Origin of the sequence: Kitasatospora sp. NPDC048296, assembly GCF_043201815.1 — a bacterium.
GTDB lineage: Bacteria > Actinomycetota > Actinomycetes > Streptomycetales > Streptomycetaceae > Kitasatospora.
In genome coordinates, this window is sequence record NZ_JBICZB010000044.1 from 14,219 (window position 1) to 31,832 (window position 17,614).

The window sequence follows — 17,614 nt, forward strand, 5'->3', positions numbered from 1 at the left end:
TCTCCCAGGCTTCACTCAGGATGCGCGCCGCACCTCTGGTCCGGCCTCGGCCGGGGTGGTCCGGAAGGTGCGCCGGTAGGCGCTCGGGGCCACGTCCAGGCGACCGCGCAGTTGCAGTCGCAGCGAGGCGGCGGTGCCGAATCCGGACTCCCGGGCAACCTGGTCGATCGTCAGGTCGGTGCGCTCCAGCAGCTGACGGGCCCGCTCGGTGCGCTGGGTGGTGATCCACTGGCCCGGGCTGGCGCCGGTCTCCTCGCGGAAGCGCCGGGTGAAGGTCCGTACGCTCATGCCCACCCGGTCGGCGAGTTGGCGCAGTGGCAGCGGCTCGTCCAGGTGCTCCAGCGCCCAGGCGCGGACGGCGGTGGTGCTGAAGCCGCCGGTCTCCATCGGGCTCGGGGCCTCCACGTACTGCTTCTGGCCGCCGTCGCGCCACGGCGGCACCAGGCAGGCCCGGGCCACCGCGTTGGCCACCGCGCTGCCGTGGTCGCGGCGCACCACGTGCAGGCACAGGTCCACCCCGGCGGCCACCCCGCCGGAGGTGAGGATGTCGCCGTCGTCGGTGTAGAGCACGTCCGGGTCGAGCCTCACCTGCGGGTACATCCGGGCGAAGCGGTCGGTGTAGCTCCAGTGGGTGGTCGCCGGACGGCCGTCCAGCAGGCCGGCGGCGGCCAGCAGGAACGAGCCGGTGCAGATCGACATCAGCCGGGTGCCGGGCCGGATCCGGCGCAGCGCGGCGGCCAGTTCGGGGGTGAGGGCGGCGTCGACGCCGTCCGGGCCGGCGTCGTGGGAGGCCGGGATCACCACCGTGTCGGCCCGCTCCAGCAGTTCGGGGCCGTGGTCGACCGCGATCCGGAAGTCGGTGCTGGTGCCGACCGGCCCGCCGTCCACCGTGCAGGTGGCCACCTGGTAGCACGGCCGCCCCTCGCCGTCCCTGGCGATGCCGAAGATCCGGGCGGGGATGCCGAGTTCGAAGGCGATCACACCCTCCAGCGCCAGTACCGCGACCAGGTGCGCCATGCCGTTCCCTTCCGCCGGTCGATGGGTCCGGGCCAGGGTACGCCGGACCGGTGGCCCGATTCTTGCGAAAGCTGTCATTCAGGCCACTCGTCCGGGAACCGGAGGCTCGGGAGACTCTTCCGCGTGACCGAACGCAGCGCCCCCGCCCCCACTCCCGCCGCCGCATCCGATCCCGACCGGCCCACCCCCGCCCAGCGCCCCCGGGTGCACTACGCCTGGGTGGTGGCCGGCGTCGCCCTGCTCGTCCTGCTCGGCTCGGCGGGCTTCCGCTCCACGCCCAGCCTGATGATGGACGCCCTGCACAACGAGTTCGGGTGGTCGCTCGGGACGATCTCCAGCGCCACCTCCGTCAACCTCACCCTGTACGGCCTCACCGCCCCCTTCGCCGCCGCCCTGATGGACCGTTTCGGCGTGCGCCTGGTGGTGGTCTGCGCCCTGCTGACCATCTCGGTCGGCGCCGGACTCACCATGCTGATGCGCCAGCCCTGGCAACTGGTGCTCTGCTGGGGCGTGCTGGTCGGCCTCGGCAGCGGCTCGATGGCCGGAGCCTTCGCCACCACCGTCACCGGCCGCTGGTTCCAGGCCCGCCAGGGCCTGGTCACCGGGGTGCTCACCGCCGCCGGTGCCGCGGGCAACCTGGTCTTCCTGCCGGTCGGCGCCTGGCTGGTCGAGCGGCACGGCTGGCGCGCGGCCGTGGTCGTGGTCTCGCTCGCCGCCTGCGCCGTCGCCGTGCCCGTCCTGCTGCTGATGCGCGAGCGGCCCGCCGACATCGGCCTGCTCCCGTACGGCGCGACCGAGGCCCCGCCCGCCCCCGTCAACGACGGCCGCGCGCTGGCCCGTTCGCTGCGGGTGCTGCGCGACGCCGCCCGGACCCGGCCGTTCTGGCTGCTGGCCGGCTCCTTCGCGATCTGCGGCGCCACCACCGCAGGACTGGTCGGCACCCACTTCATCCCGGCCGCGCACGACCACGGCATGCCGGTCACCACCGCCGCGAGCCTGCTCGCCCTGATCGGCCTGTTCGACGTGGCCGGCACCGTGTTCAGCGGCTGGCTCACCGACCGGGTCGACTCCCGGCTGCTGCTCACCGTCTACTACGGGCTGCGCGGCCTGTCCCTGCTCCTGCTGCCGCAGCTGCTCGCCGGCTCGCTCCAGCCGCCGATCCTCGCCTTCGTGGTCTTCTACGGTCTGGACTGGGTGGCCACCGTGCCGCCGACCGTCGCGCTGTGCCGCCGGCACTTCGGCGAGGACGCCCCGATCGTCTTCGGCTGGGTGCTCGCCGCCCACCAGATCGGCGCGGCCGTCGTCGCCGGGCTGGCCGGCCTGGCCCGCGACGCGCTCGGGAACTACGACCTCACCTGGTACGGCGCCGGCGCGCTGTGCGCGATCGCGGTCGGGCTCTGCCTGGCGCTGCGCACCGGGCGGCCGACGGAGCGGGCGGTGCCGGCCCTGCCGTAAGGGCCGGTTCGCTGATGTGTTCGAGTGGAGGTCTAGGCTCCGCATCATGGCGCTCACCTTCACCCTGGACCCCAAGCTCGACCCCGACCTGCGCACCGCCGTGGTGCGGCTGTGGACGGACGTGACCAACGCCGGCGGCGCGGTCGGCTTCGTGGCGCCGGTCACCGAGGACGAGGTCTGGGACACCGCCGAACGCCAGTTCGCCGGGGTCGCCCCGGAGGGCCCCGACCGGCTGCTGGTCGCGCACGAGAGCGCGACCGGGCGGCTGGTCGGGGTGCTGTTCTTCGAGTCGATGCGCTTCGAGCTGATGGAGCACTGGCGGATGCTCAAGCGGGTCATGGTGCACCCCGACTTCCAGGGCCTCGGCCACGGTGCCCGGCTGCTCGCCGAGGCCGAGCGGGTCGCCCGGGAGTGGGGCCTGCAGTCGCTGCGGCTGACCGCGCGCGGCGGCCAGGGGCTGGAGGGCTTCTACGGCCGCAGCGGCTACCGCGAGGTCGGCCGGGTGCCGGCCGCGATCCGGGTCGCCCCCGGCGACGACCGTGACGACATCACCATGTGGCTCGACCTGCGCTGACCCGGCCCCGGGCGGGGCGCGACGGCCGGGGACGGCGGACCCCTGCCCCGCGCCGGCCGTCAGGCATGCTTGACTGGAAGACCCGCCCCGGCCCGACCCAGAAGGATGTGTCCCAGTGAGCAGCAACGGCCCGCAGAAGTCGCACGCCACGCTCCGCTACACCTCCATGCGGGTCAGCATCTTCCTGGGCTGCCTGCTGGTGTCCCTGCTGCTCGGGCACTTCCAGATCATCCCGGTCAGCGGGCAGGCCGGGACGGTCTTCCTGTTCCTGCTGGCCGCGGTGGTCTCCGCGCCGCTGAGCTACGTGCTGCTGAGCAAGCAGCGGGACGAGATGTCCACTCAGATCACCACCAAGGTCGCCGGGATGCGCAGCCGGACCGCCGAGCGGATCGCCGTGCAGAACGCCGAGGAGGACGCCGCGGACGAGGCCGCCCGCGCGGCCGCCGCCGGCAAGAACTGACCCCGGCCCTGAGAGCGCCGTCCGCCGTGCCCGCCGATCCCCGCGCCGCCGCCGACCGGCCCGCCGCCGCCGATCGGCCCGTTGAAGTGGACCGGCCCGCCGACGCCGATCGGCCCGCCGGGAGTGGGGGCGGGACCTGGCCGGCTCCCGTGCGCCGGCCCACCGGGCGGGACGTGGCCCGGCTCGCCGGGGTCTCGCAGGCCACCGTCTCACTGGTCTTCTCCGGCGCGGAGGCCGGCCGCCGGGTCTCCGAGGCCACCCGGGAGCGGGTCCGGGAGGCCGCCCGCAGCCTCGGCTACCGCCCGCAGGCGGCCGGCCGCCAGCTGCGGCTGGGCCGCAGCGGAATGATCATGCTGGCCGTGCCCAATCTGCAGGGGCCGTTCTTCGGCCGGGTGCTGGAGGGTGTCCACCACGAGGCCGGCCGGCACGGTCTGGCGGTCGTGGTCAGCTCCGGCTGGGGCAGCGCCACCCTCGCCGAGGCCGCCACCGCCGGCCGCTTCGACGGCCTGCTGATCTGCTCCCCGGACGACAGCCAGCTCGGCGAGCTGCCCGCCGACACCCCCGCCGTCTTCCTGGACGCCGACCCCGGCACCGACCGGGCGCGCCCGACCGTCGAGCTCGACGTGGCCGGCGGGATGCGCGCGGCCGTGGAGCACCTGGCCGCCCTCGGCCACCGCCGGATCGGCCGCCTGCGCTCCACCCACGCCGCGTACACCTTCCGGGTCCGGCAGGCCGCCTTCGAGCAGGCGGTGCGCGAACTGGGGCTGGACGTCGTGGAGTTGGGCGTGAGCCTGAACGAAGGGTATGCCGCCGCGCGGAGCGTGGCCGGTGAGCTGCTGGAGCGGGCGGACCGTCCGCGCGCGGTGATCTGCGACGACGACGTGGTCGCCTCCGGGGTCTACCAGGCCGCCGCCGAGCGGGGGTTGCGGGTGCCGGACGACCTGTCCGTGGTCGGCATGGACAACGTCGCGGTCTCCGGACTGCTCGCCCCGCCGCTGACCACCGTCGACCTGCCCGGCGAGGAGCTGGGCCGGGTGGGCGCGGCCGCGCTGGCCGGACTGCTGCGCGGGGAGCGGGTGGAGCCAGTCGCGCCGCTGGCCACCTCGCTGGTGCTGCGTTCCTCGACCGCCCCCGAGCCCGCCGCGTCCTGACGCGAGGTCGGGGCCCCGGTCGTACCGGCTCGATCGGGTGCGCCTACGGCGAAAGGACTGCGCCCGCCGGCCAGACCCCGGCGGGCGCAGTCGTCTGTGGGGTGGGTCAGCCCACCGGGACGGGCTGCGGGGGTGCGGCGGCCGGGGTGGTGCGGAACCAGCCTCGGGCGCCGAAGAGCAGCAGGCCGCCGAGGGCGATGCCGCCGGCCGCGCAGAGGGCCACGGAGCGGAGGGAGTCTTCGGCGAGGTGGCCGGAGACGGCGTAGCCGAGTGAGTTGCCGGTGGCGAAGAGGGTCACCAGCCAGGCGAAGGCCTCGGTCACGGTGCCGGTCGGTGCCAGTTCGGCGACCAGGACGAAGGCGGCCGCGAGCAGCGGGGCGAGCGCGATCCCGGAGAGGAAGGCCAGGGCGGCCATCGGGTACGGGCCGGGCAGTGTCACCAGCGGGAGGTAGGAGGCGGCCATCGCGAGGGCCATCATCCAGGTGCGGGTCGCGGTGGTCCGGCGCCAGTCGATCATGCCGTAGGCGAGCGCGCCGAGCAGGCCGCCGAGGGCTGCCAGTGCCAGCAGGGTGCCGCCGCCGCCCGGCAGTTCGCCGGTGTGCTGTTCGGCGTAGGCGATGAAGAGCACGTTCTGCGCGCCGACCGCCCAGCCGGCGCCGGCCAGGCCGATCAGCAGCAGGACCAGGCCGGGGGAGCGGAGCGGTCCGAGCAGTCCGGCCGACTGCTCGCGGGCGGGGGCGCGCCAGGTGCGGGCCGGTGCGGCGGTGGCGACGATCAGTGCGCCGGCCAGTCCGAGTCCGGCGGCGACCCAGAGTGCGGCGACCGGGCTGAACAGGCCGGCGATGCCGGCGACGGCCAGCGGTCCGGCCACGTAGAGGATCTGCTGGGAGGCGGAGTCGAAGGCGTACGCGGTGTCGAGCTGTTCCTCCTCGACCACGTCCGGCCAGAGCGAGCGCAGGCAGGGCTCCAGCGGGGGCATGGCGAGGCCGGCTACGGCGGCGCCGAGGGGCGCGGCGACCGGGGAGCCGGGGGCGAGGGCGAGCAGCGCGTACCCGCCGCCGGCCACCACGGCGGAGGCGAGCAGGACGCGGGGCTGTCCGGTGCGGTCCACGATCCGCCCGAGCACCGGTCCGCCGACGGCGGCGGAGATCGCGTAGGCGGCGGTGGCCAGTCCGATCCGGCTGTACGGGACTCCGGCCTCGCGCAGGGCGAGGGCGATCACCAGGGCGGTCATTCCGGCGGGCATGCGGCCGAGCAGGGTGCCGAGCAGGAGTCGGGTGACGTGCGGGGCTCGGAGCAGGGCGAGGTAGCCCATCGGTGTTCTTCTCCGGTCAGGGCAGGGGAGGGCGGGGACGCTGTCAAAGTTATACGTATAACTGCTGTGCGGTCAATCCGACCGGAGGGTGTACCTGATGGGGCGTCAGTCTCGTTCGTGCCCGGATCTCGCCCTCGCGGGGTGCCGAGGTGTGGCCTGATCTCAAACAACTACTTTGAACATCTCAAACCTTTACTGCTAACGTGTCGGCCGTGACCACCTCAGACGCACTGCGGATGCACGGCCCGGGCCCGCTGCCCGGCGCCGCCCGCCCGTGCGCTCTGACCGGTGCTGTGGACAGCCCGCGCCGTTGTCGCGCCATGAGCTGTATTCCGGCGGCACGCCCCTGAACGGGGTCCGTGACCTCCTCACGTCCGGCCCCGTGTCGTGCCGCCCCCTCCGCCCCACACCCCACCGTCAGCAACGCCCTCCCCCGGAGTCGCACCCCCATGTCCACAGCGCCCGAGGCGACCTCGTCGCCGTCCGTGCTCGCCCGTATCCGCAAGACACCGTTCTGGGTGCAGATCGTCGCCGGCCTCGTGCTCGGCGTCGGCCTCGGCTACCTGGCCCGTGCCGCCGACATCTCCTGGCTGGCCACCACCCTGGAGACGATCGGCAAGATCTTCGTCCAGCTGCTCAAGCTGGCCGTCCCGCCGCTGGTGTTCACCGCGATCGTGGTGAGCGTCGCCAACCTGCGGGGCGTCACCAACGCGGCCCGGCTGGCCACCCGCACGCTGCTCTGGTTCATGATCACCTCGCTGATCGCGGTCGCCATCGGCCTGGGCCTCGGCCTGCTGACCAACCCCGGCCAGGGCACCAACCTGAAGACCGAGGGCCTCAAGGCGCTCGACTCCAAGGGCACCTGGATCGACTTCCTGACCGGGATCTTCCCGACCAACATCGTCGACGCCTTCGCCAAGGTGAACGTGCTGCAGATCGTCTTCATGGCGGTCGTGGTCGGCGCCGCGATCATCAAGCTCGGCGCCAAGGCGGAGCCGGTCCTCAAGCTCAGCGAGTCCGTGCTGGAGCTGACCCAGACCGCCCTGTGGTGGGTCATCCGGCTCTCGCCGCTCGGCACCCTCGGCCTGATCGGCAAGTCCGTCGCCAAGTACGGCTGGGACCTGCTCAAGCCCTTCGCCACGCTGACCCTGGACATCTACGTCGGCTGCGCGCTGGTGCTGTTCGTCGTCTACTCGCTGCTGCTGCGCTTCGCCGCGGGCCTCAATCCGCTGCACTTCTACAAGGGCGCCTGGCCCGCGATCCAGCTGGCCTTCGTCTCGCGCTCCTCGGTCGGCACCCTGCCGGTCACCCGCCGCGTCACCGAGCGCCTCGGCGTCCCCAGCGAGTACGCCTCCTTCGCCGTCCCGTTCGGCGCCACCACCAAGATGGACGGCTGCGCCGCGATCTACCCGGCGGTCGCCGCGATCTTCGTCGCCCAGGTCTACAACATCGAGCTCGGCATCAAGGACTACGTCCTGATCGCTTTCGTCTCGGTGGTCGGCTCGGCCGCGACCGCGGGCCTCACCGGTGCGATCGTCATGCTGACGCTGACCCTGTCCACCCTGGGCCTGCCGCTGGAGGGCGTCGGCCTGCTGCTCGCCATCGACCCGATCCTGGACATGATGCGGACCGCGACGAACGTCGCCGGTCAGGCGCTGGTGCCGGTGCTGGTCGCGGCGCGGGAGAAGATCCTGGACACCGACGCGTACAACAACCCCTCCGGTGACCTGTACGGGGAGGACGCGCCGTCGGCCGTCGCCCCGGCGCAGGCCGGCGCGAAGGCTCCGGTCGCGGCCTGACCGCAGTCGTACGAAAAGGGCCTGCCCCCGCACCGGAAGGTGTGGGGGCAGGCCCTTCGCCGTGCTCTCCCGGCGGGGAGGGCGCGGGGAAAAGGCAGGGGGCCCGCCGCGATGGGCAGGCCCCCTTGGGTGTTGCTCTTGTGCTCATGGTGACGGCTGTCGGGAGCCGCCGGCGGACCCGCACGGGTCCCGAGCGATCAGAACATCAGAGGATGGTCAGACAGCGCTGACGTTCTCCGCCTGCGGGCCCTTCGGGCCCTGGGTGACGTCGAAGGTGACCGCCTGGTTCTCCTCCAGCGAACGGAAGCCGTTCGCGTTGATGGCGGAGTAGTGGACGAAGACGTCGGGGCCGCCGCCATCCTGGGCGATGAAACCGAAGCCCTTCTCAGCGTTGAACCACTTGACGGTTCCCTGAGCCATGCCGTTCTCCTTGCGATGCGTGTCGGGGGCCACACCGTGTGACACCCGGTCCGCTGCGCTGATCGCCCTGCCTCCGGACGAGTCCGAAATTTTTCGATATTGCTGAAAAACTACAAAAAGCCTGCGGTTACATGCTCCGCAGGCTTCAAGTACTGCAAGGGGAATCAAACTGCAACTGAGGGCAACGCTAGCATGCGGTCGCTGTGACGACCAGGGGTCGCTTGCGGTGCGGACGGGGCGTGTCGTGAGGGCTGCGAGCGGGCGCGCGAAGGCCTGTTGAGGGCGCGCGTGCGCGTGTCGGGTGGCCGGTGCGAACCGTCCTGAACAGCGGGCATACGCTGCGGGGAAGCGCACGAACAGCAAGGGAGCGGCGCAGTGGCAGCGGACGCACAAACGCGGGAGCACCAGGAGAACACGCCGGTCAGGCCGCGGGTCGGCCATATTCAGTTCCTGAACTGCGTTCCCCTCTACTGGGGTCTCGCCAGGACCGGCAATCTGCTCGATCTCGACCTCACCAAGGACACCCCGGAGAAGCTGAGCGACCAGCTCGTCGGGGGTTGCCTGGACATCGGGCCGATCACCTGCGTGGAGTACCTGCGCAACGCCGCCGACCTGCTGGTCCTGCCCGACATCGCGGTCGGCAGCGACGGCCCGGTGATGTCCTGCCTGATCGTGAGCAAGGTGCCGCTCGCCGACCTCGACGGCCGCCGGGTCGCCCTCGGCTCCACCAGCCGCACCTCCGTCCGGCTGGCCCGGCTGCTCCTGGAGGAGCGCGAGGGCGTCCGCCCGGACTACTTCAGCTGCCCGCCCGACCTCAGCGCGATGCTGGCCGAGGCCGACGCCGCCGTCCTGATCGGCGACCCGGCGCTGCGCGCCTACCTCGGGCAGGCCGCCGACCTCGGGCTGACCGTCCACGACCTGGGCGCGATGTGGAAGGAGTGGACCGGCCTGCCGTTCGTCTTCGCGGTCTGGGCGGTGCGGCGGGAGTTCGCCGAGCGCTGCCCCGAGCTGACCGCGGCCGTCCACCGGGCCTTCCTGGAGTCCCGCGACCTGTCGCTGGTGGAGGCCGCCAAGGTCGCCGAGCAGGCCGCCCGCTGGGAGGCCTTCGGGCCGGACGTGCTGGAGCGGTACTTCAGCGAGGCGCTGGACTTCTCACTCGGCGAGCGGCAGTTGGCCGGGGTCGCCGAGTTCGCCCGGCGGGTCGCGCACGACAGCGGCTTCACGCCGGACGTGGCGGTGGAGCTGCTGGAGCCGGTGGCGCTGCCGGTCGGGCAGTAGCTCCCCGGGCCCCCGGAGACGGCCCCGAAGGTGGGCCCCGGAGACGGCCCCGAAGGTGGGCCCCGGAGAGGAGCCCCGGAGACGGGCCGCACCCCCCGGGGGTCGGCCCGGCCCGGTACGGTCTGCTCCCGAGGCGCGTCCGGCGGGTGGCCCCGCGAGAGGCGCCCCGGAAGCGGCGTACGCGGCCGGGCACCCGCCCGGGGCCGTGCGTGCGAGTGCGAGGGGAGCGTGCGGGGCATGCGGGCACTGGGGTCGGACGACCCGCGCCAGGTGGGCGCCTACCGGCTGCTGCGGCGGCTCGGTTCGGGCGGGATGGGCCGGGTCTACCTCGGTCGGACCGCCGGCGGGCGGACCGTGGCCGTCAAGGTGGTGCGCTCGGAGCTGGCGGACGACGCCGAGTTCCGCGCCCGGTTCCGGCAGGAGGTGGCCGCCGCCCGGCGGGTCGGCGGCAGCTGGACGGCGCCCGTGCTGGACGCCGACACCGAGGGCGAGCAGCCCTGGGTCGCCACCGGCTACGTGGCGGGCCCCGCGCTCACCGTCGCCGTCCAGGAGTACGGGCCGCTGCCCGAGCCGGCCGTCCGTGCGCTCGGGGTCGGGCTCGCCGAGGCGCTCGTCCACGTGCACGGGCTCGCCCTGGTGCACCGCGACGTCAAACCGTCCAACGTACTGCTGACCCTGGACGGGCCGCGGCTGATCGACTTCGGGATCGCCCGGGCGCTGGACGCGACCAGCGGGTTCACCCGATCGGGTTATGTGGTCGGCTCCCCGGGCTTCATGGCGCCGGAGCAGGCGAACGGACGGCCGGTCGGACCGGCCGGGGACGTCTTCTCGCTGGGCGCCGTCCTGGCCTTCGCCGCCACCGGCGTGCACCCCTTCGGCGAGGGGGTCAGCGCGGCCGTCCTGCTCTACCGGGTGCTGCACGAGGAACCGGACGTCGCCGGGCTGGCCGAGCCGCTGCGGGCGATCGTGCTCGACTGCCTGGCCAAGGACCCGGCCGCCCGGCCCACCCCGCAGCAGCTGGCCGCCCGGCTGGACCCGGACGGCGTGGGCACCGCCCGGCTCTGGGGCTTCCTGCCGCCGGCGCTGGCGGCGGGGGTGGGGCGCAGCGCGGTGCAGCTGCTGGACCTGGAGGACGAGCCGGAGGAGCCGGAGGAGCCGACGGAAGCGGCCGCGGCCGCATCGGAGGCGGCCGGGGACGAGGACCGGGCCGAGGTGGTGCCGACTCCGACCCTCCCCCCGTGCGTCTACCCGCCCGGGGGATTCGGGCCGGCCGTGGCGCCCGCCAGGCCGTGGTGGCGGCGACGGGCCGGGCTCGCGACGGTGGCGGTGCTGACGGCCGCGGTGCTCGGGGGCGTGGGGTACGGGCTGTACGAGGGGCTGCACCGCGACGACCCGGTGGTGCCGGCCGTGGGGCCGCTGCCGGTTCCGTCCGTCGATCCGAGCGACGCGATCGCCTCGCCGGGGGTCTTCGTGCCGGGCGGGACGGACACCCCGTCGGCGTCCCCGTCGACGGCGCCGTCCGCCTCCGCGTCGTCCCCGGCGCCCGCGACGGGCGGGCCGAACGCGGTGCCGGCCGCCTTCCTGGGCACCTGGAGCGGGGACATGGTCACCGACAAGGGCCTGCCCGGCGGCACCACCACGCTCACCGTCCGCCCGGCCGCGATCGGCCAGGAGAGCACCAGCAGCCGCAACGCCCTCTCCGGGCTGATCTCGATCAGCTGCGAGGGCGCCTGGACGCTCAGGTCGGTCTCCGCCACCAAGCTGGTGTTCCAGTCCCGGCTGGTGCACTCCTCGATCCCCGGCGCCTGCACCAGCGGCGCCGACGCGGAGACGCTCACCCTTCAGTCCGACGGGACGATCAGGTTCAGCTCCGCCGACCCGGCGGCCGGCAACCCGGTCGGGACGATGCGCAGGGTGAACGGGGCGGCGGGCTGAGGGTGCCCGAAACGCCTGGCGTAGGCTGGTTCGGCCGTACCCGAGTAGCACTTGAGAAGAGAGAAGGCCGCCAGGTGACCGAGCTCGCAGCGACCACCCTCGATGCGTCCAGCACCGACCTGCAGGCCGTGCTCGACCGGGCCGCCGCCGGTGGCCGGATCACTCCGGAGGAGGCGCTGGAGCTGTACCGCTCGGCGCCGCTGCACGCGCTCGGCTCCGCCGCCGACGCGGTGCGCCGCCGCCGCTACGCCGGTACCGAGCACATCGCGACGTACATCATCGAGCGCAACATCAACTACACCAACGTCTGCGTGACGGCGTGCAAGTTCTGCGCCTTCTACGTGCCGCCGAAGAGCGACAAGGGCTGGTCCCGCGAGCTCGACGAGATCCTGCGCCGCTGCGCCGAGACGGTCGAGCTGGGCGGCACCCAGATCATGTTCCAGGGCGGACACCACCCGGACTACGGCGTGGAGTACTACGAGCGCGCGTTCTCGGCGATCAAGGCGGAGTTCCCGCAGCTGGTGATCCACTCGCTGGGCGCCTCCGAGGTCGAGCACATGTCCCGGATCTCGGGCGTCTGCGTCGAGGAGGCGATCACCCGGATCCACAAGGCCGGCCTGGACTCCTTCGCGGGCGCCGGCGCCGAGCTGCTGCCGGAGCGGCCGCGCAAGGCGATCGCCCCGCTGAAGGAGTCGGGCGAGCGCTGGCTGGAGATCATGGAGATCGCCCACGGCCTCGGCGTGGAGTCCACCTCCACCATGCTGATGGGCACCGGCGAGACCAACGCCGAGCGGATCGAACACCTGCGGATGATCCGCGAGGTGCAGGACCGCACCGGCGGGTTCCGGGCGTTCATCCCGTACACCTACCAGCCGCAGAACAACCACCTGAAGGGCTCGACCCAGGCCACCGTCTTCGAGTACCTGCGGATGATCGCGATCGCCCGCCTGTTCCTCGACAACGTCGCCCACATCCAGGGCTCCTGGCTCACCACCGGCAAGGAGGCGGGCCAGCTGTCGCTGCACTACGGCGCGGACGACCTCGGCTCGGTCATGCTGGAGGAGAACGTCGTCTCGGCGGCCGGGGCCAAGCACCGCTCCAACCTCACCGAGCTGATCCACCTGATCCGGGCCGCCGACCGCGTCCCGGCGCAGCGCTCGACCACGTACGAGCACCTGCGGGTGCTGGACGACCCGGCGAACGACCCGGTCGACCCGCGGGTCGCCTCGCACATCGCCTCCACGGCGATCGAGGGCGGCACCGCGCACCCCGAGCTGAAGATCCTGGACAACTGAGCCCGCACCGGTGCTGACCCTCCACCGGGCGGCTCTCGTGCTGCCCGACCCGGCCGATCCCACCGCCCCGTCCTTCGCCGACGGGGCGGTGGTGGTGCGCGACGAGCGGGTCGAGGCCGTCGGGCCGTACCCGGAGCTGGCGGCGGCGCACCCGGCGGCGCGGGTGCGGGACTGGGGCCCGGCGGTGCTCACGCCCGGGCTGCGCAACCCGTACGGGCAGCGGGCGCTGGAGCGGGACTACCACCCGGATCCGCGGGAGGGGATCGGCTCCGAGCCGCTCACGGACGAACTGGTGGGCTGCGCCGACGAGACCCGGTTCGGGGCGAGTGCCCGGCGCGGGCTGCAGCGGATGCTCGGCTTCGGGGTGACGGCGGTGGCCGGGCCCTTCGAGCGGGCCTCGGTGCGGACGGCGGTGGTGCGTTCGGGGCTGGTGGTGCTGCCGGGGCCGGCGGAGCCCGGGGCGGGGCTACTGGACCCGCTGGCGGTGCTGCCGTTGGCGCGGGCCGTGCACGGGCGGCTGGCGGCCGGTGGCCGGGCCGACTTCGCGGTGTTCGCGGTCGGCGACGAGGGGAAGTCCGGGCCGCTGCCGGGTGGTGCCCTGGCGACCGTGCTGGGCGGGCGGTTGGTGTACCGGCGGCGCTGAGGCCGCTGGGGCCGCCGAGGCCGCGGGCCGGTGTGACGTACTCGTCACTGGGCGGATTTCCTTGCCGTGCGCGGGACTTCCTTCGTGTGCAGCCGAACTCCGGTGCCCACCCCGGGGGGTGATTCCCCCTTCGCCGTGACCTGAGGGCCCGCCAGCGGATACGATCCCGGACAGCTCACTCCGTACCCTCACCACACCACCACCCGTGCCCGCGGGCGGCGGGGCCGTGTCCCAGGCCCCGGAGGCAAGCCAGGACAGGAACCATGCGAACCGCGACCGTCCCCCCGCCGCGCACCCCGCGGTTGGGCCGTGGTTGGTACCTCGCCGCGGTACTCAGCGCAGTGCTGGCCGTCGGCATGTGCCTGCTCGGTTGGCGCCAGGCCGAACAGGCCGACCGGATCGGGGCCCACCCGGTGAGAGTCGAGGGCGTCGTCACCCAGCTGCCGACCGGCGGCGGCACGTACAGCGCCGTCAGCTACAAGGTGAGCGGCCAGCCGCACACCGCGGCCGCGCTGCCGCTGGCCGACGGCACCAGGCTCGGCGACGCGGTCTGCCTGGAGCACGCGGCCGACGACCCGGGCGCGGTGCGGATCTGCGGCGACACCTACCCGCAGCCGGTCGGCGTGGGGCTGGCCCGGTTCAGCGTGCCGGTGGCCGTGGTGCTCTTCATGATCTGCGTGCTGCGCATCCGGCGGCACCGGCGGGCCGTCGCGGTCCGCGCCGGGCAGGGGCGGCTCGCCGCCAACCTCGCGCTGGCCACCGAGGCGCTGGCCGACGGGATGCCCGCGATCACCCACGGCAAGCGCTCCCGCCGCCGACGGCGCGCGGGCGGGCGGCGCGGGTCGCACTGACGCCGGTGGACGGCGCCCGGTGTGCCCCGTTGACCGGCGCGTCCGTTCCAGGGTGAACAATGGGGTCCGTGACCCGAGCCTCTCTGGACAAGCAGCCGCACGAAGTCGCCGCCATGTTCGACGACGTCGCGGCCAAGTACGACCTCACCAACGACGTGCTCTCCCTCGGCCAGGCCCGCGCCTGGCGCCGGGCGGTGGCCGAGGCGGTGGCCGCCGGACCGGGGGACCTCGTGCTCGACCTCGGGGCCGGCACCGGCACCTCCTCGCTGCCCTTCGTCGAGGCCGGGGCCAAGGTCGTCCCGTGTGACTTCTCGGTCGGCATGCTCGTCGAGGGCAAGCGCCGCCACCCCGAGCTGGCGCTCACCGCCGGCGACGCCACCCGGCTGCCGTTCGCGGACGACACCTTCGACGCGGTGACGATCTCCTTCGCGCTGCGCAACGTCCACGACACCGAGGCGGCGCTGCGCGAGATGCACCGGGTCACCAAGCCCGGCGGCAAGGTGGTGATCTGCGAGTTCTCCACGCCGACCTGGACGCCGTTCCGCACCGTCTACACCGAGTACCTGATGCGCGCGCTGCCGCCGGTCGCGACCGCCGTCAGCAGCAACCCGGACGCGTACGTCTACCTCGCCGAGTCCATCCGGGTCTGGCCGGACCAGCCCGCGCTGGCCGCCAAGCTGCAGCAGAGCGGCTGGTCGAAGGTCGCCTGGCGCAACCTCACCGGCGGGATCGTGGCGCTGCACCGGGGCTACAAGCTCGTCTAGCGGGTGCGGCAGGGCGCGGGACGGACGCGGTAGGGCGCCGGCGGGTGCGGCAGGGCGCGGGGGTCTCCGGCGGTGTGAGCGGAACTAGACTGCCGGAGACAAAAGCCGCCGTCCCCCCGCCGCAGCACCAGGAGTGTGTCCACGTGTCCGAGACCGCAGCCGATCTGACGAAGCCGGACAGCACGGTCGAGAGCACCGCCGACGTCATCGTGGTCGGCGCGGGCCCGGCCGGCGCCACCACCGCGTACTACCTGGCCCAGGCCGGGCTGGACGTGCTGCTGCTGGAGAAGACCGCCTTCCCGCGCGAGAAGGTCTGCGGCGACGGCCTGACCCCGCGCGCCACCAAGCAGCTGGTGGACATGGGCATCGACGTCTCCACCGAGAACGGCTGGCTGCACAACAAGGGACTGCGCATCATCGGCGGCGGCGTCCGGCTGGAGCTGGACTGGCCCGAGCTGTCCTCGTTCCCGGACTACGGCCTGGTCCGCAAGCGCGCCGACTTCGACGAGCTGCTGGCCCGTCAGGCCGAGAAGGCCGGCGCCCGGCTCTACGAGCGCTGCAACGTCAGCGGGCCGGTCCTGGACGACCGCACCGGCCGGATCGTCGGCGTCACCGCCAAGCTCGGCGAGGAGAAGCGGCCGGTCACCTTCCGCGCCCCGCTGGTGGTCGCCGCCGACGGCAACTCCACCCGGCTCTCGCTGGCCATGGGCCTGCACCGGCGTGAGGACCGCCCGATGGGCGTCGCCTACCGCACCTACTTCAACTCGCCCCGCCACGACGACGACTACCTGGAGTCCTGGCTGGAGCTGTGGGACACCCGCGACGGACAGCGCAAGCTGCTGCCCGGCTACGGCTGGGTGTTCGGCATGGGCGACGGCACCTCCAACGTCGGCCTCGGCATCCTCAACTCCTCCTCGGCGTTCGGCGAGCTGGACTGGCGCGAGGTGCTCAAGGCCTGGTGCGCGAGCATGTCGGAGGAGTGGGGCTACACCCCCGAGAACATGACCGACCCGATCCGCGGCGCCGCCCTGCCGATGGCCTTCAACCGGCAGCCGCACTACACCCGCGGCCTGCTGCTGGTCGGCGACGCGGGCGGCATGGTCAACCCGTTCAACGGCGAGGGCATCGCCTACGCGATGGAATCCGGCCAGATCGCCGCCGGGGTCATCACCCAGGCCCTGGCCCGGGTCACCGTCGGCGGCCGCGAGCGCGCCCTGCAGGCCTACCCGCGCATCCTCAAGGACGTGTACGGCGGCTACTACACGCTGGGCCGCGCCTTCGTGAAGCTCATCGGCAACCCCAAGGTGATGCAGCTGGCCGCCCAGCACGGCCTGCCCCGGCCGCTGCTGATGCGCTTCACCCTCAAGCTGCTCGCCAACCTCACCGACCCGCAGGGCGGCGACGCGATGGACCGCGTGATCAACGGCCTGACCCGGGTCGCGCCCAACGCCTAACGCGCGTCCGGCGCGGCGGTCCCGGCCGCCTCGGCCGCCGCCCGCTCCGCCGCCTCCGGGACGGAGCGGGAGGCGGCGGAACGCTGTTCCACGTAGGCGAGGCGCTCGGCGAACACCCGGGCCGCGTCGGGGGTGAGTGTCCGCAGGGCGACCAGGGCGCTGAAGACGACGTCGCAGAGCTCGTGCTGGACGTCCTCCCAGCTGTGGGTGACGCCCTTGCGCGGGTTCTGGCCGGTGGCGCCGATCACCGCCGCGCCGACCTCGCCGACCTCCTCGGAGAGCTTGAGCAGTCGCAGCAGGCGTTCCTCCTGCGGCGACTGGGTGCTCTGCTCGTCCAGCCACGCGACCAGGTGGTCGACGCTCTCCCAGATCCGGCTGTCCATGCGGTGCTGCTCCCCTTGGTCCCCTGCGGTGCGGTCGGTACCGCAACCGTACGGGAGCCGCGCGGTGCCGCTGTCAGCGCTTGCTGATCTTCACGTGGCGGATGTTCACCGGGACGTTCGGGAAGCCGTCGCCCGGGCTGTTCTGGTCGTCCTCGCCGGCGGCGGCGATCTTCTGCAGGACGTCCAGGCCCGAGGTGATCCGGCCGAAGGGCGTGTAGGCGGGGGAGAGCTTGGTGTCCTTCCAGACGAAGAAGAACTGGCTGCCGTTGGTGTTCGGACCGGCGTTGGCCATGGCCACGGTGCCGGCCGGGTAGGTGGCGCCGGTCAGGTTCTCGTCCGGGAACGAGTAGCCCGGACCGCCGCTGCCCGTGCCGGTCGGGTCGCCGCACTGCAGGACGTAGATCCGCTGGGTGGTGAGCCGGTGGCAGTGGGTGCGGTCGAAGTAGTCGTGCTCGGCGAGGAAGCGGAACGAGAAGGTGGTGCAGGGGGCCTTGTCGGTCAGTGCCTCGAAGGTGATCGGGCCCTGGTTGGTCCGCAGGGTCGCGCGGTAGGGCTTCGCGGCCTTCTCGGCGTCGAAGACCGGGATGCCCTTGAAGTTGTCGGCCGGGACGGCCGGTGTGTAGGTGCAGCCGGCGGCGGGGGCGGCGCCGGTCGCCGGGGCGTCCGCGATGGCGGTGCCGGTGCTCGCCACGAGCGGGAGGACGGTCGCGGCGGCGACCAGCGCCCAGTGCTTGCGCTTCACGTGACGGGCCTTCCGGGGGGTGGTGGACGGCTGGATTGTCATGGAGGAATCATCCACGGCCGGGTGGGGATGCGGTAG

Annotated in this window: 17 protein-coding genes; 12 read left to right on the forward strand and 5 right to left on the reverse strand. The window is 73.4% G+C overall.

Annotated elements, in window-relative coordinates; genetic code table 11:
* Nucleotides 1–15: 15 nt before the first annotated feature.
* Complete coding sequence (locus ACGF12_RS24270) at nt 16–1,017, reverse strand: GlxA family transcriptional regulator (RefSeq protein ID WP_393033750.1); 1,002 nt, start codon at nt 1,015–1,017, stop codon at nt 16–18.
* A 123-nt stretch (nt 1,018–1,140) separates the two neighbouring features.
* On the opposite strand from ACGF12_RS24270, the gene ACGF12_RS24275 reads away from it, so the two are divergent.
* The 4 genes from ACGF12_RS24275 to ACGF12_RS24290 all read left to right on the forward strand — a co-directional run bounded on the left by ACGF12_RS24275 (nt 1,141) and on the right by ACGF12_RS24290 (nt 4,657).
* Nucleotides 1,141–2,472: an MFS transporter gene (locus ACGF12_RS24275; protein ID WP_393033753.1), complete on the forward strand. Its 1,332-nt coding sequence runs from the start codon at nt 1,141–1,143 to the stop codon at nt 2,470–2,472.
* A 46-nt stretch (nt 2,473–2,518) separates the two neighbouring features.
* On the forward strand, nt 2,519–3,046 hold the full coding sequence (locus tag ACGF12_RS24280; RefSeq protein ID WP_393033756.1) for a GNAT family N-acetyltransferase: 528 nt from the start codon (nt 2,519–2,521) through the stop codon (nt 3,044–3,046).
* A 115-nt stretch (nt 3,047–3,161) separates the two neighbouring features.
* Nucleotides 3,162–3,506, forward strand: a complete 345-nt coding sequence (locus ACGF12_RS24285; protein WP_393033759.1) for a DUF4229 domain-containing protein — start codon at nt 3,162–3,164, stop codon at nt 3,504–3,506.
* A 149-nt stretch (nt 3,507–3,655) separates the two neighbouring features.
* On the forward strand, nt 3,656–4,657 hold the full coding sequence (locus tag ACGF12_RS24290; RefSeq protein ID WP_393033762.1) for a LacI family DNA-binding transcriptional regulator: 1,002 nt from the start codon (nt 3,656–3,658) through the stop codon (nt 4,655–4,657).
* 106 nt (nt 4,658–4,763) lie between these two features.
* On the opposite strand, the gene ACGF12_RS24295 is transcribed toward ACGF12_RS24290, so the two are convergent.
* On the reverse strand, nt 4,764–5,972 hold the full coding sequence (locus ACGF12_RS24295) for an MFS transporter (protein ID WP_393033765.1): 1,209 nt from the start codon (nt 5,970–5,972) through the stop codon (nt 4,764–4,766).
* Nucleotides 5,973–6,421: 449 nt separating this feature from the next.
* Between ACGF12_RS24295 and ACGF12_RS24300 the strand changes: the two genes are divergently transcribed.
* Nucleotides 6,422–7,771, forward strand: coding sequence for a dicarboxylate/amino acid:cation symporter (locus ACGF12_RS24300; protein WP_393033768.1), 1,350 nt, complete (start codon nt 6,422–6,424; stop codon nt 7,769–7,771).
* 216 nt (nt 7,772–7,987) lie between these two features.
* Here ACGF12_RS24300 and ACGF12_RS24305 read toward each other — a convergent pair whose 3' ends face one another.
* Entirely contained in the window at nt 7,988–8,191 is a 204-nt protein-coding gene (locus tag ACGF12_RS24305) for a cold-shock protein (RefSeq protein ID WP_355670162.1), read from the reverse strand.
* 375 nt (nt 8,192–8,566) lie between these two features.
* Between ACGF12_RS24305 and ACGF12_RS24310 the strand changes: the two genes are divergently transcribed.
* The 7 genes from ACGF12_RS24310 (at nt 8,567) to ACGF12_RS24340 (ending at nt 16,411) form a co-directional block, all read left to right on the forward strand.
* Entirely contained in the window at nt 8,567–9,469 is a 903-nt protein-coding gene (locus ACGF12_RS24310; protein ID WP_393033772.1) for a menaquinone biosynthetic enzyme MqnA/MqnD family protein, read from the forward strand.
* A 237-nt stretch (nt 9,470–9,706) separates the two neighbouring features.
* The gene (locus tag ACGF12_RS24315; RefSeq protein ID WP_393033775.1) at nt 9,707–11,404 is read left to right on the forward strand and encodes a serine/threonine-protein kinase; all 1,698 of its coding nucleotides are present in this window, start codon (nt 9,707–9,709) and stop codon (nt 11,402–11,404) included.
* Between the two features lie 74 nt (nt 11,405–11,478).
* Nucleotides 11,479–12,699 (forward strand): cyclic dehypoxanthinyl futalosine synthase, encoded by a 1,221-nt coding sequence (gene mqnC, locus ACGF12_RS24320; RefSeq protein WP_393033778.1) that lies wholly within the window; start codon nt 11,479–11,481, stop codon nt 12,697–12,699.
* A gap of 10 nt (nt 12,700–12,709) precedes the next feature.
* The gene (locus ACGF12_RS24325) at nt 12,710–13,342 is read left to right on the forward strand and encodes a hypothetical protein (protein WP_393033781.1); all 633 of its coding nucleotides are present in this window, start codon (nt 12,710–12,712) and stop codon (nt 13,340–13,342) included.
* Nucleotides 13,343–13,605: 263 nt separating this feature from the next.
* Complete coding sequence (locus tag ACGF12_RS24330; RefSeq protein ID WP_387614889.1) at nt 13,606–14,193, forward strand: hypothetical protein; 588 nt, start codon at nt 13,606–13,608, stop codon at nt 14,191–14,193.
* Nucleotides 14,194–14,261: 68 nt separating this feature from the next.
* Nucleotides 14,262–14,957: a demethylmenaquinone methyltransferase gene (locus ACGF12_RS24335; protein WP_393033784.1), complete on the forward strand. Its 696-nt coding sequence runs from the start codon at nt 14,262–14,264 to the stop codon at nt 14,955–14,957.
* 164 nt (nt 14,958–15,121) lie between these two features.
* Nucleotides 15,122–16,411: a geranylgeranyl reductase family protein gene (locus tag ACGF12_RS24340; RefSeq protein ID WP_393033866.1), complete on the forward strand. Its 1,290-nt coding sequence runs from the start codon at nt 15,122–15,124 to the stop codon at nt 16,409–16,411.
* On the opposite strand, the gene ACGF12_RS24345 is transcribed toward ACGF12_RS24340, so the two are convergent.
* Complete coding sequence (locus ACGF12_RS24345) at nt 16,408–16,794, reverse strand: MazG-like family protein (protein WP_393033787.1); 387 nt, start codon at nt 16,792–16,794, stop codon at nt 16,408–16,410. The two genes, ACGF12_RS24340 and ACGF12_RS24345, sit on opposite strands and share 4 nt — an antisense overlap.
* A gap of 73 nt (nt 16,795–16,867) precedes the next feature.
* On the reverse strand, nt 16,868–17,578 hold the full coding sequence (locus ACGF12_RS24350) for a peptidylprolyl isomerase (RefSeq protein WP_393033790.1): 711 nt from the start codon (nt 17,576–17,578) through the stop codon (nt 16,868–16,870).
* Nucleotides 17,579–17,614 lie beyond the last annotated feature (36 nt).